Here is a 19,460-nt window from a genome sequence, read left to right on the forward strand (position 1 = left end):
ACTGGCTTACAACAAACCGGCTTCGGTCATCAATTCGACGACTTTTTTGCCGTTCAGCGCGGAGGCGTCGACTTTAGGCGCGTCCAGCTCTTTCAGCGGTACCAGTTTCGGGTTGGAGGCTGCGTTAACGCCCACGGCATATTCGAACGCATTGTTGGTACGCAGGATCTCCTGGCCGTTTTTACCGGTGATCCACTTCACGAACGCCTGAGCCTGCTGCTGGTGTTTGCTTGAGGCCAACACGCCACCACCGGAGATGCTGACAAAAGCACCCGGATCCTGGTGTTTAAAGTAGTAGAGCTTGATATTTTTACTGTTCTCGCCGGTCTTGGCACCGTCGACAAAGGGATAATAGTGATAGATGACACCGCTGTCGATTTGGCCGGCATTCACCGCTTTCATCACGGTGCTGTTGCCTTTGTAAGCGGTGAAGTTGGTTTTCATCGCTTTCAGCCATTCCAGGGTGGCTTTCTCGCCTTTTAGCTCCAGCAAGGCGCTGACGATCGCCTGGAAATCCGCACCTGAAGGTGAGGCTGCCCAGCGGCCTTTCCATTCCGGCTTGGCCAGATCCAGCAGTGATTTCGGCAATTGCGCTTCGGTCAACTTAGCCGGGTTGTAGACGAACACCGTTGAGCGGGCAGCAATGCCTATCCAACGGCCATGCTGTGGACGGTACTGCGGTTCAACCTGGGCCAGGGTAGCGGCGTCCAGGGGCGCAAACAGTTTGGCGTTATCCACCAACACCATCGCCGGGGAGTTTTCCGTCAGAAAAACGTCGGCAGGGGATGCACTCCCTTCTTGCACCAGTTGATTACCCAACTCACTGTCGCCGCCATTACGCAGGGTCACTTTAATGCCGGTGTCTTTAGTAAAACCTTCCACCCAGGATTTCACCAGGTTTTCATGCTGGGCGTTATAAATAACGATACCTTCATCCTGAGATGCGGCATTGGCGGAAAACGCCAGCATCATGGACGACGCCAACAGGGCAATGGGGCCGAGAGAAGTGAAACGCAGCTTCATACAGTCATCCTTTTTATTGAGAGAGTGCAGAGAAGAAAAGCGAATGAATAAGGCCTGACGAATGCCGGGCAGCCCTGATTGTATATAAGAACATTAATAATGATAGTGAAAACGATTCGTATTAATTTATTTTTATAAATTGCTCACTAATTATCTTGTCTTAAGGAAAAATTAAGCTTGAGTATTATTGATTCTTTTATTCGCTAATTCATCAGTATTTATAATGCGTTAATCGATTGGCAGTGCAATGAAACCAATAACCCCGCTGTTTGGCCTGTCATCTCCGCGGTCGGTGCAACTGCCCTCAGAACCACGAGTGACGTCGTTTAATGCATTCAACCATCGCCATTAAGTGTTGGCCGGGTAGCCGTTAACATTCCTTCAGCCCTGGTGAAAAACAGACTCATCAGGATGGCGAGTAGGAGTCTGATAATGAAAGAAATTCATGTTGTTTCACCCCAGTTATTTTGGTTATGAGTCATAGCGTTTAATGATTTAATTTATTCAACTGCTTCGATGAATATAGGCGTCGACAAAACACCATTAAGGGATAACGACGTGACATATTCATTCAAGCTTAAGGGATTGGCTGGTCTAATCATCTTGTCTTTGCAGGCTGGCGTGGCGGTGCAGGCCGCCGAGGTGCCTGCGGGCGTTCAACTGGCCGCCAAACAGGAGCTGGTGCGGGCCAATGGTTACGAGCCGGCTACGCTGGATCCGAACCTGGCGGAAAGCAACGTGGAATTTTATATCTTCAATGACCTGTTTGAAGGGCTGCTGCGGGTGGGAAAAAATGGCGAGGTGATCCCCGCATTGGCCACCAAGTGGGAAACTAAGGGGACTGTCTGGACCTTCCATCTGCGTCCAGAAGCGAAATGGTCAAATGGCGATCCGGTGACCGCCGATGACTTCGTCTTTAGCTGGCGGCGCTTGACCGATCCTAAAACCGCTTCACCCTACGGCAGCTATCTGGCGTCGGCCTATGTATTGAATGCGGCGGAAATTAACGCCGGTGGCAAACCGCCGAGCGAACTGGGCGTGAAAGCGTTGGATGCCCATACCCTGCAGGTGACGCTGGCTGAACCTAACTCCTATTTGCTTAAACAACTGGTGCATTTTCCGGTGCTGCCGGTAAATCGGAAAGTGGTGGAGCAATACGGCAAAAACTGGACCCAACCGCAAAACTTCGTCGGTAACGGAGCTTTCAAACTGGCACAGTGGGTGGTGAATGAAAAAGTGGTCCTAGAGCGAAATACCCAGTATTGGGATAACGCCCACACGGTGCTCAATAAGGTGACATTCCTGCCGCTGCAAGGGTTCCCGGAAGTGGCGCGTTTTCGCGCCGGTGAGATCGAACTGGGTTACAGCGCGCCGCCAGAGTTATACCAACAGCTGAAAAAAAACCTGGGCGATGAGCAACTGGTGACTTATCCGCTGCTGTCGACCAGCTACTTTGCCTTTAATAACCGGCAGCCGCCCTTTAACGACGTGCGTGTGCGTCAGGCGCTGAATCTGGCGCTGGATAAACAGGTGATTGCCGGCAAGGTCTTGGGCTATGGTCAACAGCCGGCCTGGACCTTTACCCCAACCGGTGCCGGCGGCTTTACCTTGCAGGCCGGAGTGGCGGCGGGGTGGTCGCAAGAGCAACGCATTGCCCAAGCGAAAAAGCTGCTGGCGGAAGCCGGTTTTAACGCGCAGCATCCGTTACGTTTCACTTTGCTGTACAGCAACGACGCCACCATCAAGAAAATTGTGATCGCCGCTAGCGCGATGTGGAAAAAGAACCTGGGAGCAGAGGTCACTTTGCAAAATCAGGAGCGCAAGGTGGTATTGGACAATATCAACAACGGTCAATACAGTGCGGCGTTCAGCCGTTGGTTGGCGGATTACAACGATCCTTCCACTTTCCTGAATGTATTCCGCTCTACCAGCAGCGAGAACTCGGCCAAATATGCCAATGAGCATTACGATCGGCTACTGCACCAGGCTACCGCGGCGCAAAGCCCGGAACAGGTGCAGCAGGCCTTCCAGCAGGCAGAAGATGTGTTGGCGGTGGATACGCCGGTGGCACCGGTGTACTACGAGGCTAACGCCACGCTGGTCAAACCCTATGTGAAAGGCATCGACTTTACCCGCCAGGGGCCGTTGTACGACAAAAACGTGTATATCCTCGCGCATTGACGGTAAATAATGTGGGTTAGGATTGTTCCGTCCCACATTTTATTATTTTTACCGAAAATGTTTTTTCTAAATGTTTCATCAACGGCAAGCCAGATTTTTGCCCATCGATTAAAAACCCTGCCTATACTGCCCCCCGTAGTTTATATGCAGTATCTCGTTTGGCGAGGCTCCTATACAAACACAGGTTACTGATCTGACGACATCGAGAGATGCCCAAGGTTAAGACAGGCTTTATCGGATTAAGGTTCAGCCCAAAGTAACTTCTGATTAACACATCAGATACGTTGTATAGTGCTAAAACCTGGACGCGGAGATAGGCTTTCTGCACTCCCTCTGTGGTTAACGCCCCTATGCGATTCGCTGTTGAAGTTTAAACAGAAATAGGGACTAACATAATGAAGTCACATCAAAATTACCTCTCACCGGCGCTGGCCCATGCTGAAACTCAAGACGAGTCTTCGATTGCGAGCTATATGAACGCCGATTTTATTACCGTTCCCGGCAATATGACGGTCAACAAAGCCAAGGAATATTTTCTTTCTCAGTTAAAAACGGATGAAATTCCCGCTCAGCTGTTTGTCACTGCTGATGATTATCATCTGCGCGGTACGCTGTCGGTAAAAAAATTATTGCAGTGCGAAGACGATGATAAACCCGTTGGCGTGATGATCAATCACAGCTATTTCCAGGTCTCTCCCGATGACGACCGTAATGACGTTGCCCATTTATTGGGTAAGGGCGGGCTGGACGTAGTACCGGTGGTGGTGAATAAAACGCTGGTGGGCGTGCTGGGCGAAAAAGAAATCGCCCGGCTGATTGAAGACGAAAATACCGAGGATGCGCAACGCCAGGGCGCCAGCCTGCCGCTGGACAAGCCTTATCTCGAAACCAGCCCCTGGGCATTGTGGCGCAAGCGTTCGGTGTGGTTACTGATGCTGTTTGTCGCCGAAGCCTATACCGGCAATGTGTTAAAGGCCTTTGAAGAACAGCTGGAAGCGGCGATAGCACTGGCATTCTTCATTCCGTTGCTGATCGGTACCGGCGGTAACAGCGGTACTCAAATCACTTCTACGTTGGTACGTGCCATGGCGCTGGGAGAGGTCAGCCTGCGTAACCTGGGCGCGGTGATCCGCAAAGAGGTGTCTACCTCGCTGCTGATAGCCGCTACCATCGGCATCGCAGCCTGGGCGCGCGCCTGGATCATGGGCGTGGGTATGGACGTTACTATGGTGGTCAGCCTGTCGCTGGTGGCGATTACCGTCTGGAGCGCCATTGTTTCATCCATTATCCCGATGCTGCTCAAGCGTGTGGGCATTGATCCGGCGGTAGTGTCGGCGCCGTTTATCGCCACCTTTATTGATGGTACCGGGCTGATTATCTACTTCAAAATCGCCCAGCACGTGCTGGGGATATAAATGGGCTTCCGCTCCGTGTGGTTGCCGGAGCGGAAATTAATTCTCAGTAAACAGGAGGTGCGTAAATATTCATGAATAATGAGATTATCCACTTTTTAATTAAAGAGGCTTTTATCGACAATAATTAATCGAGGACGAAATAATGGGAAACATGATCTTCTTTGTAGGATTCCTGAGCATCATCAGCTCACTGGGCCTGTTCGCCGCCTATATGAGCTCTAAATGGGATGATTAATGAACGCTAAAGATCCGCCTGGATGCATCCTCCCCGAAGTGTTTTATTACGACGGGGAGGATGCGATTAAACTCTGACCGCCTGATGCAGCTTTGTGGAGTATAACGATAATGATTATTTCTATTCTTGGTCTGCTCTATGCCATTTTGATGATTGCCGTGGGTGTGAATGAGATTTATTTTTATTCAACCGGAAAATCAGAATTTCTGTCTAGTTTAATGCTGACATTCTCGGGTAGTATGCTGCTGGTTGCTTTTGCCTGGCAATACTCGACTAAAATAAAGAAATAAATGCCCCTTTGAATGTGAGCCGTAATATGCAAAATGAAAAACAATCCGTTGCCAGAAATTCGATGATAGCCAGCGGGCTATTGGCGACCGGGAAATTTATTGCCGGCATTTTTACCGGCAGTATTGGTCTTATTTCTGAAGGGATCCACTCTTTCACCGATTTTATTGCCACCAGTATTACCTGGCTGGCGGTGCGCATCAGCGACAAACCCGCTGATGACGACCATCATTTTGGTCATGGCAAGGTCGAAAATCTGGCCGCGCTGTTTGAAGTACTGTTGCTGTTGGGGGCTGCCGTCTGGATTGTTTACGAGGCCGGCAAAAGCCTGCTCGGGGAGGCGCATGAAATTGTCGCTGCCCCTGTGGTCATTGCGGTGCTGTTGATCTCGATTGTGGTCGATTTTTTCCGCGTCAGGGCGCTGAATCGCGTGGCAAAGGCCACTGACAGTGCGGCGCTAGAGGCCGATGCGCTGCATTTCTTCTCAGATATGTTGGCTTCCGCCGTGGTGCTGTTGGGCATGGTGTTCGTCATGCTCGGCTTCAACCGTGCAGACGCCATCGCGGCGTTGATCGTAGCCTGTTTTATTGTGGTCGCGGCGGTGAAACTGGGGAAACGTTCATTCGATTCGCTGATGGATACCGCGCCTGCCGGTGCCAAGGAAGAAATCGATGCCTTGCTCCAGAGTTTCCCCGCAATACTGGCCACCGAGAATATTCGCATCCGCAACGCCGGTGCCATGTTGTTCATTGAGGTCACCGTCGCCGTGTGTCGCACCTTGCCGCTGGAGCGTATCAACGCGCTGAAAAAGTCGATTGCCGAACGTCTGGAACGGCAATATGCCAATGCCGAAGCCACGGTGATTGCCAACCCGCAAACCCGCAGCGACGAAGACATGGCGACCCGTATCCGGGTGATCGCCGCCAACCACGGCGCGGTGGTGCAAAATTTGGCCCTGCAACAGCTGCCGGAACGCATGTCGATCAGTCTGGATCTGGCCGTACCTGCCAGCGCCAGCGTGGCACAGGCTCACGATATCGCCAGTGAGATTGAAACCTTGCTGCGTGAGGCGATTGGCGAGGAGACTGAAATTGAAACTCATCTTGAACCGCAGACGCACCACTGGATAGCCAGTGAAGATGTTGCACCGGAAGAGCTGGCGCACATTCGTCAGATCCTGCATGTGGCGGTAGAGAACGGTGAAATGGTGCAGGACGTGCATAACATTCGCGCACGCAAAACCGCGAACGGCATTATCGTCAACTTTCACTGCCGGGTTTCCCCGGCGGCCTCTATTGTGTCCGCGCATGCTGCGGTAGACAGCATCGAACGCCAGTTACGCGCACTTTATCCCAGCATATCGCGGGCAGTAGGGCACGTGGAGCCGATTAAGCCTAAACCCGGCATCTAGTTTCTGGTGCTTATCACTGGGCGCTGCCGACGGAAAATGACAGCGCCCAGTGAGGTCGGATCCCCGGTTTTTCAACCCAGGCCCGGTAAGCCGTCGCTGGTACCACCGACAGCCAAAAGGCGAGGCCGCCCGGATTGTCTGCCAGCACCGACAGCTGCCAACGACCGGGATGCAGGGCAAACAGTGCCTGCACGGCACTTTTACCTATGCCGTATTTTCGCCAGGGTTTAGCGACATAAAACTCCGCCATTTCCATAGTGGTAGCTGGCAGCAGCGTTCTGACCAAGGCAAATCCCACCGGTTGTGCCTGGTTTACTATCAGATACGGGTACCTGCCGTTTTCATGCCAATAGCGAGCCAGGTGTGGATAGTCAGTATCCGCAGCCAGCTCCCGCAAATAGTTGGGCAGCATCGCCGCCAGCAAGGGTTGCTCCTCACGGGTTGCCAACCTGAGATGAATATTCATACCACCTCCCTACGAAAAAGGCCGCCCGCAGGCGGCCTGTACAGGTTAGTCCAGATTTAACTGTGCGGTAATGGTCGCGATTTCACTTCGCCATTGCTGCTGCAGCTGCACTTTTTGATGCTTGGGTTTACGCGCCAGATCCTCTTGCAGTTTGCTTTCCAGTTCAAACAGCGCGGCCAACAGTCGCTCCTCGTCTGCATGCTGCAATTCGCGACAGGCAGGCTGCTGGGACGAGGTGGTCATTGGCACGGCCTCCGTCGCTTGTGCCAATCGGTGGTAGACCGGCTCCAGATCCTGCCACTCTTCCAGCCTTTGCTGGTCAATCAACCAGAAGCGGTTACAGCTATTTTCGATCAGCATCCGGTCGTGGGTGACCAGCATCACTGCGCCTTCAAACTGCCGCAGGGTCTCGGCCAGCTCTTCTTTGCCTTCCATATCCAGGTGGTTGGTCGGCTCGTCGAGCAATAACAGAGAGTAGTTGGCCAGCGTCAGCCCAACAAACAGCAGGCGCGAACGCTCGCCGCCGCTCAGGGTGCTGATGCGCTGCTGATGGCGCAGGTAAGGGAATCCGGCACCAATCAGCGCCATTTTCCGCTGTTCCTCGGTCAGCGGCGCGAAATGCGACAACGCCTCGCTCAGCGTATCCTCGTCACGCAGTTGCTGCAGGCTTTGATCGTAATAGCCGATGCGGACTCGCGGGTGGAACACGGCTTCCCGTTGGTTTGGGTCTTGGTATTCGCGCCACAGATGATGTAGCAACGAAGATTTACCGCAGCCGTTACGCCCGACGATGGCGATGCGATCCCCGCTTTTAACCCGCAACGATGCAAGCCTGAACAGAACCGGAGCCTCCGCCGCCGGGCGCACGTCCAGTTGCGGCAAGGCCAGCAGGCGATCGGCATCCAGTGCCTCGCCCTTTAACCTGAGCCGCCATTGGCTGCCTGCGCTCAACGTGGTTTGCTCTTCTTTCAGCCGATCAACGCGTTTTTCCATTTGCTTGGCCTTGCGAGCCAGGTCTTCGTTATCGTAAACCCGACCCCACACGGCCAGCCGCTGGGCGCTTTTCGCCACCCGGTCGATCTCTTTCTGCTCCGCCTGACGGCGGTGTGCGTCCGCTTCATCCTGTTCCTCCAGTGCCTTGCGTGCGGCGGTACAGGGCAGGCGGAAAAACTGCAGAGTTTTATCGCGCAGGATCCAGGTGCAGTTGGTGACCTGATCCAGCAAATGCCGATCGTGAGATACCAGTACGAAGCTGCCGGACCAGTTTTGCAGAAACTGCTCCAGCCACAGCAGGGTCGGCAGGTCCAGGTGATTGCTCGGCTCATCCAGCAGCAGCAGGTCGGGTTGGCGAATCAACGCGCGCGCCAACAGCAAGCGCGTATGCTGGCCGCCGCTCAGTGTGCCCGCAGTCAGTGTCCATGACGTTGGCGCAAAGCCCAGGCTGCTTAGCAGCACTTCGCCTTGCCAGCTTTCACTGACGCGTTGGTTTTCCGGTAGTCGCGCCATGACCGCATCCAGCAGGCTGCAGTCGTGCAGAGCTTCGGGCAGGTGCTGTTCCACCCGCGCCATCAGGCACTGGTGGGCAGGGGTTACGCTGCCGACGCTGGCGGGCAGATCGCCACTGAGGATTTTAAGCAGGGTGCTTTTACCGCAGCCGTTGTGGCCGATTAAACCGATGCGATCGCCTTTTTTCAGGCTAAAGGAAACCTCAACCAGCAGAGGGCCGAAATTGTTGTCGTAGCCGACAGATAATGCAGAAAGTAATGTGCTCATTGCTTACTCAAGAGTTACAGGCATGCGTATGCCTATCGTCAAACATCGCTGACGACAACCCGGTAAGCCGGAGGGAAGGGACTCAAATGTTAGTAAGCTTCGCTCAAGCCTGGGTTATCGCAGCACGATACCGGTAATGCTTGAGCAGCGGCAATTACTATAGAAGTGTGAGTAAAAAAACAATTCACACATCGGCATAGTAATCCTCCTTTTATAACGTAGGTTAATGAATGAGCTGAGTATAGGGGGCTTTGGCAGGTTGCGCTAGTGTAAATTCGCAGCGTTATCAGTGCGGTAAGCGGTAATTTTTCATTGTTTTTAGTGACGTTGTCACCATGAGAATCGTGCTGAATGGGAGTAATACTGATATTTAAGCGGAGATTAAGCAGTTATCATAATCTCAGTTTATGATTAGCCAGGCGGGTCGGTGACTACCGGCCCGCCTGTTTCGTTTGTCTATCATGTAAAGGCTGAGCCCCGAATTTATGTTAAAGCCCCGTCAAATTATTCTTTTCCTGTTCCTGCTGTTTGGCTTGCAGTTGGCGCCGCTGACCAGCGTGGCCGCACAGGATGACAGCCCGGTAGCCGAAAGCCAGCCGGACCCTGCGACCGCCCTGAAAAACTACCAGAAGCAGTTGGACAGCATCAAACAGCAGGTTTCCAAAGCCAGTAACGATACCCAGCTCAGCAAGCTGAAATTGACCACTGACGATCTGGCCGCCAAGCTGGAAAAGCTGGCGGCCGACTTGCAACCGGCGCAAGAGAAGCTGCAGGCGCAGCTGGACGTGTTGGGGCCGCAACCGGCGGCAGGTGCGTTGGCGGAAAACGCGGCAGTGGTACAACAGCGCAATGCCTTGAATAACAGCAAGAAGCAGCTCGACGAAGCGGTTCAACGCGCACAGGCGATGAGAGCTGGCGTGCTCGATCTGGGGCAACAAATCAGTGACTTACGTCGCGTCGCGTTCAAAAGTCAGTTGGCGTTGAACACCGGTAGCGTGTTGGGCACCAAATTTTGGACGCCGGTGATAAAGCCTGCCGATGACGACGTGCAGCGCCTGGATCAGTTCAACGCCGCAATGAAACAGACCTGGGACGCCAGTTGGCAGGAAGATTCACGTTACGGCACCCTGGGTCTGTTGGTATTGGCGGTGGTTATCTGGTCGTGGGGGCGCTATTTTTCCGAGCGTTTCCTGGCGTGGGTGAGCATCCGTTATCTTCCGGACGGGCGTTTGCGCCGCAGTTTTATGGCAATCATGACCGTCACCGTCACGGTTGTTACTACCAGCATTGCGTTGAACCTGCTGTTCCTCACCTTCACACGCGTACAACCCTTACCGGTGATGCTGGAGGATTTCGCCGGGAGTTTTTATCAGTTAGGGATTTTCTGCGCGCTGATTGCCGGACTGGGGCGCGCAACGCTGTCACTTAATCGCCCTTCGTGGCGCCTTGGCACCCTGGATAATGCCGTTGCCTCAGGTCTGCGCTATTTCTCGCCGCTGTTGGCCGGGCTGGCATTGGCATTTGGTACGGTAGAACTTATTAATAATGCCGTCAGCGCCAGTTTGAGCACCACCATTTTCGGTAACGGCCTGGTTGCCGGCTTGATTGGCATGGTGTTGCTGGCGATGCCACTGCGTTCTCAGCGTATCCGCCGTCAGTTGGAGCAGCAGGGCGAACACGTAGAGAAGCGCTCCACCATCAGTGGGCTTTTGCATATGAGCACCCTGGTGTGTTCAAGCGTGATCTTGCTTTCGCTGCTGATAGGGTATATCGCTTTTGCCCGTTTCCTGACCTATCAGGTGATTTGGATCGCGCTGGTGTTAATGACGTTCTATTTCCTGGTGCTGTTCGCCACTGACCTGTGCGCGGCAATCTTCTCGCCGCAAACCGCCAGTGGCAAGATGCTGAAGAAGTCGCTTAATTTTAAGGATCGCCACCTGGAGCAGATGGCGATCATCTTCACCGCCATCGCCAAGTGTTCGCTGCTGTTGTTGATGATTGTCTCGTTGTTTAACGGCTCGTTTGGCACCACGACGCCCAACTCGCTGTTGGAAAAGATCATCGCCATTCTTAGCGGCGAAGGGCTGAAACAACTGAACATTGTGCCCGGCAACCTGATCAATGCGGTGATTTGCCTGGCCATTGGCATCTATATTCTGCGAGTTACCCAGCGCTGGTTAAGCCAGGAACTGCTGCCAAAAACCATTGCAGATATCGGTATTCGTGCGTCGCTGGTGACGTTGTTCAGCAACGTGGGCTACGTGCTGTTGATCCTGATTACCCTGGCGGCGCTGGGCATTCAGTGGAACAACCTGGCCTGGATCGTCAGTGCCTTGTCGGTGGGTATCGGTTTTGGTTTGCAGGAAATCGTGAAGAACTTTATTTCCGGTTTGATTCTGTTGACCGAACGCCCGGTGAAAGTCGGCGATATGATCGGTATCGGCGGCGTAGAGGGGGACGTGCGTCGTATCAATGTGCGCGCCACCGAGATCCAGCTTAGCGATCGCTCGACGATGATCGTACCTAACTCTCAACTTATCTCGCAAAACGTGCGTAATGCCACCATGGGCAATGCGCAGGGGGTGGTAACCATTGCGCTGACCTTCCCGACGGATATCGATCCGGAGCAGGTTCGCAACATCCTGCTGAGCGCTTATCAGGAATATGAAGCCATTCTGGATGCCCCGGCGCCCTATGTGCGCTTCAGCCAGCTCGGCCCGGACGGCATTATCCTCAGCGTGACCGGTTATGTCGCCAGCCCGCGCATGGTCGGTTCAACCAAGAGCGAACTGTTGTTCAATATTCTCAAATTGCTGCGGGCGCACCGTGTCAACATGTCGAGCCCGCAGGAAGTGGTGTTTATGAAACAGCAGGCGAAAAATCTGGCCAACGAAGAAGAACAATCTTCGTAGCTGGGATTACCACAGCCCGGCGCAAAGGACAGCGCTGAGATAAAGGCCTACGCCGAACACGGCGTGGGCCTTTTGCTCGACGTACGCCCGCATGAAGAGTATGCGCTGGGGCATTTGCCTGGCGCATTGAACATTCCGTTGGAAGAGCTTGAGCGTCGATTGGCCGAGTTACCCGAAGGCCGTGAAGTGGTCGCCTATTGCCGCGGCCCTTACTGCGTGCTTTCGGTTAACGCCGTTGCTGCGCTGCGCGCCAAAGGTCGCGAGGCCCGCAGGCTGGAAGACGGATTTCCTGACTGGAAAGCGGCGGGCCTGCGTATAGAGATCTGATCGCGGCCCGCATGGCTTGCGTTAGTGCATCGCCGGTACCACGGACTGAGAGCAGTCGCTGTTGGCGCTGGCGGAGGAATTATTGCAGGTTTGTGGATCGTTATGCACCGGCGGTGGCGGCACATCCTGTGGGCCGCCCCGGCCAAGGCAGCCGGAAAGCATCAGCATCAAAAACAGGGGAATTATCGCTTTCATCTCAATTACCTCCTATCTGTACACTCCGTTAAGTATATGCCTTGTAACAGATTGAGGGCGCCGAATGATGCGTTATAGACAGGGTCTATATTGCACCGGGTGAAACCAATTTCACTTCGGCCTGCCGCCGGCTCTATGCTGTTGTTGCATAGGCAATCTTTTTCTGGAGGCACAATGGAAACACATCAGCTTGCGGCGTCGGTGCTGGCCGCCTTTGGCGGAGCGGAAAACCTGACCAAAATACGCTACTGCGCCAGCCGTATCAGGGTGGAACTGCGCGATGCCGGGCGGCTGGATCGACCGGGCATCGAAGACCTGAACGGTGTTAAAGCGCTGTTGGAGGTCGAGACCCCACGCCTGACTACCGAATATCAGCTGGTGGTGGGGCCGGGCAATGCCCGACCGCTGTACCAGGCGCTGGTGGCGCTGACCGGCGAGAAGTAGCTACGACAACAGCGGGCGGATCTGTTCCAGGTGCTGCTGCATTAGTGTTTGCATCTGCACCACATGCGGGGCATCCGCCTTTTCACGCATCAGATAGATACCGACGGTGCAACGTGGTCCCGGCTGGATCAGCTGCAGGGGTTCAATGCCGTAATCCGCAAAATAACCCGCCATACAGGAGGGGTAGCTCAGCAGTACCGCATCGGAATCGTTGATCATGTCTACAGCCGACATCATGGAATTGGTCGAACAAATTACCCGCTCCGCCAGATGCAGGCGGTTTCGCGCCAGCTTTTTCGGCTGCATATCTTCCACCATATGATGATAACGACTTTCATCCGGGGTCAGCTCAACGCAGGGGTAGTCCAGTAGCGCATCCGGGCCCACCGTTTGTCCCAGCAGCGGGTGTCCGCGCCGCACGAACATACTGTCGGTGGTGCCAAACAGCGGCAGAAAGCTGATGCCTGCTTTAGGGTTCAGCCCCTGAATTTCATGGCCGATAAACAAGTCGATATCCCCGCCCAATAACAGGTCCATCAGGCGCAGGTGGTTGCCCAGATCGATATGGATATTCACCATCGGATGCAGCTTGCGGTAGGCATTGAAGCTGTCGCGTACAAACATATACCACCAGGCATGACCGGTGCCCATACGCAGGCTCTGCTCCTGACGTGCTTTGATAAACGCCAGTTTGATCAGCGTGTTGTCGTAGATACGCTGCATCATCTGCGCCTGCTCCAACAGCAGATCGCCGTACTCGGTGGTTTTTACCCCGGTTGAGGTTCGCTCCAGCAGCTGTACTCCGAGGTTCTCTTCCAGTTTCTTCATGTTGTGGGTCAGCGTCGGCTGGCTCAGGCAAAGTTTGTTTGCTGCATGACTCACATTTTTGAACATCGCCACTTCGATAAACTGCCGCAGAATTTTGTCCACGATCATATTTTCCACTGGTGGTATAGAAAGTTTCTATATCGTAGCGGTGAAAAACGATTTCCGCCAATGACCTGCCTTCGATAGCTTGCTCCTATGCCGGTATTCCCAGCCGCCACCAGAGAGGATGCAATGAGAAGATTGATACCGAGTATGGTTGCCGTCGCACTGGCGTTGATGTCCGGGCAAGTCTTGGCCGACACGTTGCGTATGCAATGCGCGCCAAGCAAAGAAGGGCGCCAATACTGCAACGAGATCAAACAGCGCTTTGAGGCTCAGACTGGCCATACCCTGGAATTTATCGATCTGCCTCCTGCCTCCGATGAAAAGCTGTCGCTGTTCCAGCAACTGTTTGCCGCCAAAGACGCCAGCGCCATCGATCTGTTTCAGGCCGACACCGTATGGATCGGCGTATTGAACAAACACCTGCTGGATCTGACCGACAGCGTGAGCGACATCAAACAGGATTTCTTCCCCGCCGCCTGGCAAAACAACGTGGTTAATGGCCGGGTCAAAGCGGTGCCGGCCTATCTGGACAGCGGTGCGCTCTACTACCGCAAGGATCTGCTGGAGAAATACGGTGAACAACCGCCTGAGACCTGGGCCGATCTGACCCGCGTCGCAACCCACATTCAGCAAGCAGAGCGTGCTGCCGGCCACAAAAACTTTTGGGGGCTGGTGTTTCAGGGAAAATCTTATGAGGGGCTGACCTGCAACGCCCTGGAGTGGGTAGCGTCGCAAAACGGCGGCAGTTTTATTGATGCTCAGGGCAATATCACCATTAACAACCCGCAGGCGGCGCAAGCGCTGAATATGGCCGCCGGTTGGATTGGCAAAATCACGCCGAAAGGCACACTTGGCTACATGGAAGAAGAGTCGCGGGCAGTATTCCAAAACGGCGATGCGTTATTTATGCGCAATTGGCCCTACGCCTACGTGCTAGCGCAGGACAGTAGCAGCGGGATCCGCGGCAAAGTGGGTGTGATGCCGTTGCCGAAAGGGGCTGACGGCCATTCGGTAAGCGCGTTGGGCGGTTGGCAGTGGGCGATCAACGGCTATACCAAACACCCCGAGGCGGCCATCGCGCTGCTGAAAATCGTCAGCGATGCCGAATCGCAAAAAAGGGCGCTGGCGTTATTGGGTCAGGCTCCTTCGCGCACCGCGCTGTACGACGATCCGCAAGTATTGGCGCAGGCGCCTTATTTGGCAGACTTCAAGGGCATATTCGCGCAGGCCATGCCGCGCCCGGCCACTCAAACCAAACGGCAATACGCGCAGGTTTCCCGAGCCATCTACAACGCCACCTTTAACGTATTGCGCGGTGACAGTGACGGTGTCACCGCCGTGGCGGATTTACAGCAGCGACTGGAACGGATCAAAGCCAGAGGATGGCGCTGAATCATCTCCCCATTAACCGCCGGAGTCTGATGCATGAAACGCGATACGCACGCTTTATCCCTGACGGCTACCCCTGATGAGTCAGCCCAGGTGCTGCCGGCCAGGCGCAGCAAGCTTAATCACCAGCAGCGGCGCAGCCGCATAGCCTGGTTACTGGTGGCGCCGGCGATGTTGCTGCTGGCGGTGGTAGCCGGCTGGCCGCTGCTGCGCACCCTGTTTTACAGCTTTACCGACGCCATGCTGGACGCGCCGGACGATTATCGGTTTGTCGGCTTCGCCAACTATCTGGATCTGACCGAGGGTGGCCACCACTACGGGGTGTTGGCGGATCCGCTTTGGTGGCTGGCGGTAGGCAATACGCTGCGCTTCAGTTTGCTGTCGGTATCGCTGGAACTGGTGTTCGGCGTGCTGCTGGCGCTGCTGATGAATCAAAAATTCCGCGGCCAGGGGCTGGTGCGCACCGCCATTTTGGTGCCCTGGGCCATTCCGACCATCGTGTCCGCCAAAATGTGGGGCTGGATGTTCCACGATCAGTACGGCGTGGTGAACGACCTGCTGCTTAAAACCGGCATTATCGCCACGCCCTTGGCCTGGGTAGCGGAGCCGGGGCTGTCAATGTGGGCGGTGGTGATTGCCGACGTGTGGAAGACCACGCCGTTTATGGCCTTGATGTTGCTGGCGGCGCTGCAACTGATCCCCGGCGATCTGTATGAGGCCGCCCGCGTCGACGGTGCCAATGCCTGGCAACGGTTCCGCCGCATCACCTTGCCGTTGATTATGCCGGCAATGATCGTCGCGCTGATTTTCCGGGTGATGGATGCGCTACGGGTGTTTGATCTGATTTACGTGCTGACTTCCAACAGCGAAGCCACGGTATCGGTGTCCGGTTACGCCCGGGATCGCATGGTCAGCTATCAGGAAATGGGCTCCGGCTCGGCCGCATCGGTACTGGTCTTTATGATGGTGGCGGGGATCGCCGCTTGCTTCCTTACGCTGGGCCGCCTGAACGACAAGGAGAAACAAGCATGAAACTGAGCCGCCAACAGCAGAAATATGGCCATAAAACGCTGATCTTCGCCGCGGCCGCCTTGGCCAGTGTGATCTGCCTGTTTCCGTTCTACTACGCGCTGATCACCTCGTTGCGTTCCGGGCAGGATCTGTTCCAGGTTGCTTATCTGCCGGGCAATCTGCACTGGGGCAATTATCTGACCGCATTGATGGAAAATGGCATTGCCCGCAGCCTGCTGAACTCCATTCTCGTGGCGACGCTGACGGTAGGCATTTGCCTGCTGGTGTCGATCACCGCCGCTTTTGCTCTGGCGCGTATCCGTTTTCGCGGCCGTAAGTATCTGCTGTTCACCATTCTTTGCGTCTCGATGTTCCCGCAGGTGGCGGTGTTGTCCGGCATGTTTGAGTTGGTGCGTTTTATGGGGCTGTACGACTCCCTGGGCGCTCTGGTGCTGTCCTATACCACCTTCTCGCTGCCGTTTACCGTCTGGGTGCTGACCACCTTTATGAAGGCGATCCCGGCGGAGCTGGAAGAGGCGGCGATCGTCGACGGTGCCGGCACCTGGACCATCATCACCCGCATCTTCGCGCCAATTATGGGGCCGTCGCTGGTGACCACCGGGCTGCTGGCCTTTATCGGCGCCTGGAATGAATTCATGTTCGCCCTGACGTTTGTCATTTCCAGCGGCAAGCGCACCGTGCCGGTCGCCATCGGCATGCTGCAGGGCGCCTCTCAGTTCGAACTTCCCTGGGGCACCATCATGGCGGCCTCGGTCATTGTCACACTGCCGATCATCGCACTGGTCCTGATATTCCAGCGTCGCATCGTCAGCGGATTAACCAACGGCGCAGTAAAAGGCTGATTTTCGATTAACCCTGAAGCAGGAGAAAAGTAATGGCTACAAAAATCGTTTTAGTGGGTGCGGGCAGTGCGCAATTCGGCTATGGCACGCTGGGGGATATCTTCCAAAGCAAAACGCTGTACGGCAGCGAGATTGTGCTGCACGACATCAACCCGTCTGCACTGGCAGTGACCGAGAAAACCGCCCGGGACTTTCTGGCTGCTGAAGATCTGCCGTTTACCGTCAGCGCCACTACCGATCGTAAAACTGCGCTGAAAGGGGCGGAGTTCGTGATTATCTCCATCGAAGTGGGTGACCGTTTCGCACTGTGGGATCTCGACTGGCAGATCCCGCAGCAATACGGCATCCAGCAGGTATACGGAGAAAACGGTGGGCCTGGCGGGCTGTTCCACTCGCTGCGGATTATTCCGCCGATCCTCGACATTTGTGCCGACGTCGCCGACATCTGTCCCAACGCCTGGATATTTAACTATTCCAACCCGATGAGCCGCATTTGCACCACCGTGCATCGTCGCTTTCCGCAGCTCAATTTTGTCGGCATGTGTCATGAAATCGCCTCACTTGAGCGCTATTTACCGGAAATGCTCGGCACGTCGTTCGAGAATCTAAACCTGCGCGCCGCTGGGCTTAACCACTTCAGCGTGTTGTTGGAGGCCAGTTACAAAGACAGCGGCAAGGATGCCTATGGCGACGTGCGCGCCAAGGCACCGGACTATTTCTCCCGCCTGCCGGGCTACAGCGATATCCTGGCGTATACCCGCACCCACGGTAAACTGGTGCAGACCGAAGGCAGCACTGAGCGTGATGCGTTGGGCGGCAAAGACAGCGCTTATCCCTGGGCTGACCGCACGCTGTTCAAGGAGATTCTGGAGAAATTCCACCACCTGCCAATCACCGGCGACAGCCACTTTGGCGAGTATATCCGCTGGGCCAGCGAGGTCAGCGATCATCGCGGCATTCTCGATTTTTATACCTTCTATCGCAATTACCTGGGGCACGTGCAGCCGAAAATCGAATTGAAGCTGAAAGAGCGCGTGGTGCCGATCATGGAAGGGATCCTGACCGATTCCGGCTATGAGGAGTCGGCGGTCAATATACCGAACCTGGGCTTTATCAAACAGCTGCCGGACTTTATTGCGGTGGAGGTGCCGGCGATTATCGATCGCAAAGGCGTGCACGGTATTAAAGTGGATATGCCGGCCGGTATCGGCGGGCTGCTCAGCAACCAGATCGCCATTCACGATTTAACCGCCGATGCGGTGATTGAAGGCTCGCGCGATCTGGTGATCCAGGCGCTGCTGGTGGATTCGGTCAACGACAAATGCCGTGCGATCCCTGAGCTGGTCGACGTGATGATCTCACGCCAGAGTCCGTGGCTTGATTATCTGAAATAAGCCGGATAGCGGGGCGCACATTGGCGCCCCGCAGACTGCCAACTGGGGTGAGAACGGGGGGAATATGGCGCAACTTACGCTTGAAAAACTGCAAAAACGCTATGGCGCTAACGCAGAGGTGATTAAATCGCTGGATCTGCACATCAACAGTGGGGAATTTGTGGTGATCGTCGGACCTTCCGGCTGCGGTAAATCAACCCTGTTGCGGATGATCGCCGGGCTGGAGGAGATCAGCAGCGGCGGCATGTATATCGATGGCAACTACGTTAACGACGATACCCCGGCTGAACGCGGTATTGGCATGGTGTTCCAGTCCTACGCGCTCTATCCGCATATGAGCGTCTATAAAAACATGGCGTTTGCGCTGGAGCTGGCGGGCCATTCCGCGGCTGAAATCGACAGCCGGGTGCGCGAGAGCGCACGCATTTTGCAGCTCGAGCCGCTATTGGAACGCCGCCCGAAGGATCTTTCGGGCGGGCAGCGGCAACGGGTGGCGATTGGTCGGGCCATCGTGCGCGAGCCTAAGCTGTTTTTATTCGACGAACCGCTGTCCAACCTCGATGCGTCACTGCGGGTGCAAATGCGTATGGAAGTGGCGTCGCTGCATAAGCGGCTGGGGTCGACCATCATTTATGTTACCCACGATCAGGTTGAAGCCATGACCTTGGCGGATCGCATCGTGGTGCTGAACCAAGGCCATGTCGAGCAGGTCGGCACGCCGCTGGAACTCTATGACCAACCGGCCAATGAATTTGTCGCGCAGTTTATCGGTTCACCGAAGATGAACCTGATCCCGGCGATTTTGCGGCGTGCCGGTGAGCAGCAAAGCGTGGTCGAGCTGGACAACGGCAAGGCGCTGATACTGCCGATCGCCACGCCGACCGAGGCGGAAGGCCAGAGCGTCAACGTTGGTATCCGCCCGGAGCATATTCGGGGGGGCGAACGCGCGGAGTGCGAGTTTCAGGGCGAGGTGATGTTTGTCGAACACATGGGGAATGAAACCTACCTCTATCTGGACAACGGCAACGCCGGTGAACCCTGGGTGCTGCGCAATCCCGAGCGCTCCAGCATCCAGGCCGGCGATACCGTCGGCGTGCGGCTGCCGGTAGAGTGTTGTTATCTGTTTGACCGTCAAGGTCGGGCGTTTCAGCGCATTTTGACCTCGGCGCAGGCGCATTAATTTATTAAGGAAGCACAGCC

The 19,460-nt window shown here is 55.1% G+C and carries 18 protein-coding genes and 1 riboswitch; of the genes, 13 read left to right on the plus strand and 5 right to left on the minus strand.

The annotated features are described in order from the left end of the window. Positions 1 to 6 precede the first annotated feature (6 nt). The gene (locus tag ACMGG1_RS11170) at positions 7 to 1,023 is read right to left on the minus strand and encodes an iron ABC transporter substrate-binding protein (RefSeq protein WP_414161381.1); all 1,017 of its coding nucleotides are present in this window, start codon (positions 1,021 to 1,023) and stop codon (positions 7 to 9) included. A 516-nt stretch (positions 1,024 to 1,539) separates the two neighbouring features. Here ACMGG1_RS11170 and ACMGG1_RS11175 point away from each other — a divergent pair. From ACMGG1_RS11175 to ACMGG1_RS11195, 5 genes are all read left to right on the plus strand, one after another. Next, a complete protein-coding gene (locus ACMGG1_RS11175) occupies positions 1,540 to 3,204 on the plus strand; it encodes an ABC transporter substrate-binding protein (protein WP_414161382.1) in 1,665 nt (554 codons plus the stop codon). A gap of 146 nt (positions 3,205 to 3,350) precedes the next feature. Continuing rightward, positions 3,351 to 3,524: riboswitch (M-box (ykoK) riboswitch) on the plus strand. Between the two features lie 72 nt (positions 3,525 to 3,596). After that, positions 3,597 to 4,619, plus strand: coding sequence for a magnesium transporter (locus ACMGG1_RS11180; RefSeq protein WP_082144822.1), 1,023 nt, complete (start codon positions 3,597 to 3,599; stop codon positions 4,617 to 4,619). Positions 4,620 to 4,761: 142 nt separating this feature from the next. After that, positions 4,762 to 4,854, plus strand: coding sequence for a protein MgtS (mgtS, locus tag ACMGG1_RS11185; RefSeq protein ID WP_020827001.1), 93 nt, complete (start codon positions 4,762 to 4,764; stop codon positions 4,852 to 4,854). Positions 4,855 to 4,964: 110 nt separating this feature from the next. After that, positions 4,965 to 5,144, plus strand: coding sequence for a hypothetical protein (locus tag ACMGG1_RS11190; RefSeq protein ID WP_020827000.1), 180 nt, complete (start codon positions 4,965 to 4,967; stop codon positions 5,142 to 5,144). A gap of 26 nt (positions 5,145 to 5,170) precedes the next feature. After that, positions 5,171 to 6,553, plus strand: coding sequence for a cation diffusion facilitator family transporter (locus ACMGG1_RS11195; RefSeq protein WP_414161383.1), 1,383 nt, complete (start codon positions 5,171 to 5,173; stop codon positions 6,551 to 6,553). 13 nt (positions 6,554 to 6,566) lie between these two features. Here the strand turns inward: ACMGG1_RS11195 and ACMGG1_RS11200 are convergent, their stop codons facing one another. Then, the gene (locus ACMGG1_RS11200) at positions 6,567 to 7,019 is read right to left on the minus strand and encodes a GNAT family N-acetyltransferase (protein ID WP_116690421.1); all 453 of its coding nucleotides are present in this window, start codon (positions 7,017 to 7,019) and stop codon (positions 6,567 to 6,569) included. A gap of 45 nt (positions 7,020 to 7,064) precedes the next feature. Continuing rightward, positions 7,065 to 8,792, minus strand: a complete 1,728-nt coding sequence (locus tag ACMGG1_RS11205) for an ABC-F family ATP-binding cassette domain-containing protein (protein WP_414161384.1) — start codon at positions 8,790 to 8,792, stop codon at positions 7,065 to 7,067. Positions 8,793 to 9,277: 485 nt separating this feature from the next. Between ACMGG1_RS11205 and ACMGG1_RS11210 the strand changes: the two genes are divergently transcribed. Together ACMGG1_RS11210 and ACMGG1_RS11215 are read left to right on the plus strand one after the other, a co-directional pair. Continuing rightward, entirely contained in the window at positions 9,278 to 11,704 is a 2,427-nt protein-coding gene (locus tag ACMGG1_RS11210; protein WP_020826996.1) for a DUF3772 domain-containing protein, read from the plus strand. A gap of 39 nt (positions 11,705 to 11,743) precedes the next feature. Further along, the gene (locus ACMGG1_RS11215) at positions 11,744 to 12,031 is read left to right on the plus strand and encodes a rhodanese-like domain-containing protein (protein WP_338092921.1); all 288 of its coding nucleotides are present in this window, start codon (positions 11,744 to 11,746) and stop codon (positions 12,029 to 12,031) included. Positions 12,032 to 12,052: 21 nt separating this feature from the next. Here ACMGG1_RS11215 and ACMGG1_RS11220 read toward each other — a convergent pair whose 3' ends face one another. Continuing rightward, positions 12,053 to 12,226, minus strand: coding sequence for a hypothetical protein (locus tag ACMGG1_RS11220; RefSeq protein ID WP_020826993.1), 174 nt, complete (start codon positions 12,224 to 12,226; stop codon positions 12,053 to 12,055). 174 nt (positions 12,227 to 12,400) lie between these two features. Between ACMGG1_RS11220 and ACMGG1_RS11225 the strand changes: the two genes are divergently transcribed. Next, entirely contained in the window at positions 12,401 to 12,670 is a 270-nt protein-coding gene (locus tag ACMGG1_RS11225; RefSeq protein ID WP_261158917.1) for a PTS transporter subunit EIIB, read from the plus strand. Here ACMGG1_RS11225 and ACMGG1_RS11230 read toward each other — a convergent pair whose 3' ends face one another. Further along, positions 12,671 to 13,606: a LysR family transcriptional regulator gene (locus ACMGG1_RS11230; protein ID WP_048758812.1), complete on the minus strand. Its 936-nt coding sequence runs from the start codon at positions 13,604 to 13,606 to the stop codon at positions 12,671 to 12,673. 123 nt (positions 13,607 to 13,729) lie between these two features. On the opposite strand from ACMGG1_RS11230, the gene ACMGG1_RS11235 reads away from it, so the two are divergent. From ACMGG1_RS11235 to ACMGG1_RS11255, 5 genes are all read left to right on the plus strand, one after another. After that, complete coding sequence (locus tag ACMGG1_RS11235; protein WP_414161385.1) at positions 13,730 to 14,995, plus strand: ABC transporter substrate-binding protein; 1,266 nt, start codon at positions 13,730 to 13,732, stop codon at positions 14,993 to 14,995. A gap of 33 nt (positions 14,996 to 15,028) precedes the next feature. Then, a complete protein-coding gene (locus ACMGG1_RS11240; RefSeq protein WP_414161386.1) occupies positions 15,029 to 16,024 on the plus strand; it encodes a carbohydrate ABC transporter permease in 996 nt (331 codons plus the stop codon). Then, positions 16,021 to 16,866: a carbohydrate ABC transporter permease gene (locus ACMGG1_RS11245; RefSeq protein WP_261135380.1), complete on the plus strand. Its 846-nt coding sequence runs from the start codon at positions 16,021 to 16,023 to the stop codon at positions 16,864 to 16,866. The genes ACMGG1_RS11240 and ACMGG1_RS11245 overlap by 4 nt, the downstream gene beginning before the upstream one ends. A gap of 32 nt (positions 16,867 to 16,898) precedes the next feature. After that, entirely contained in the window at positions 16,899 to 18,260 is a 1,362-nt protein-coding gene (locus ACMGG1_RS11250; RefSeq protein ID WP_046373481.1) for an alpha-glucosidase, read from the plus strand. A 64-nt stretch (positions 18,261 to 18,324) separates the two neighbouring features. Beyond that, a complete protein-coding gene (locus ACMGG1_RS11255) occupies positions 18,325 to 19,440 on the plus strand; it encodes an ABC transporter ATP-binding protein (RefSeq protein ID WP_046373482.1) in 1,116 nt (371 codons plus the stop codon). Positions 19,441 to 19,460 lie beyond the last annotated feature (20 nt).

This window comes from Serratia sp. BNK-12, assembly GCF_047456085.1.
Classification (GTDB): domain Bacteria; phylum Pseudomonadota; class Gammaproteobacteria; order Enterobacterales; family Enterobacteriaceae; genus Serratia; species Serratia liquefaciens.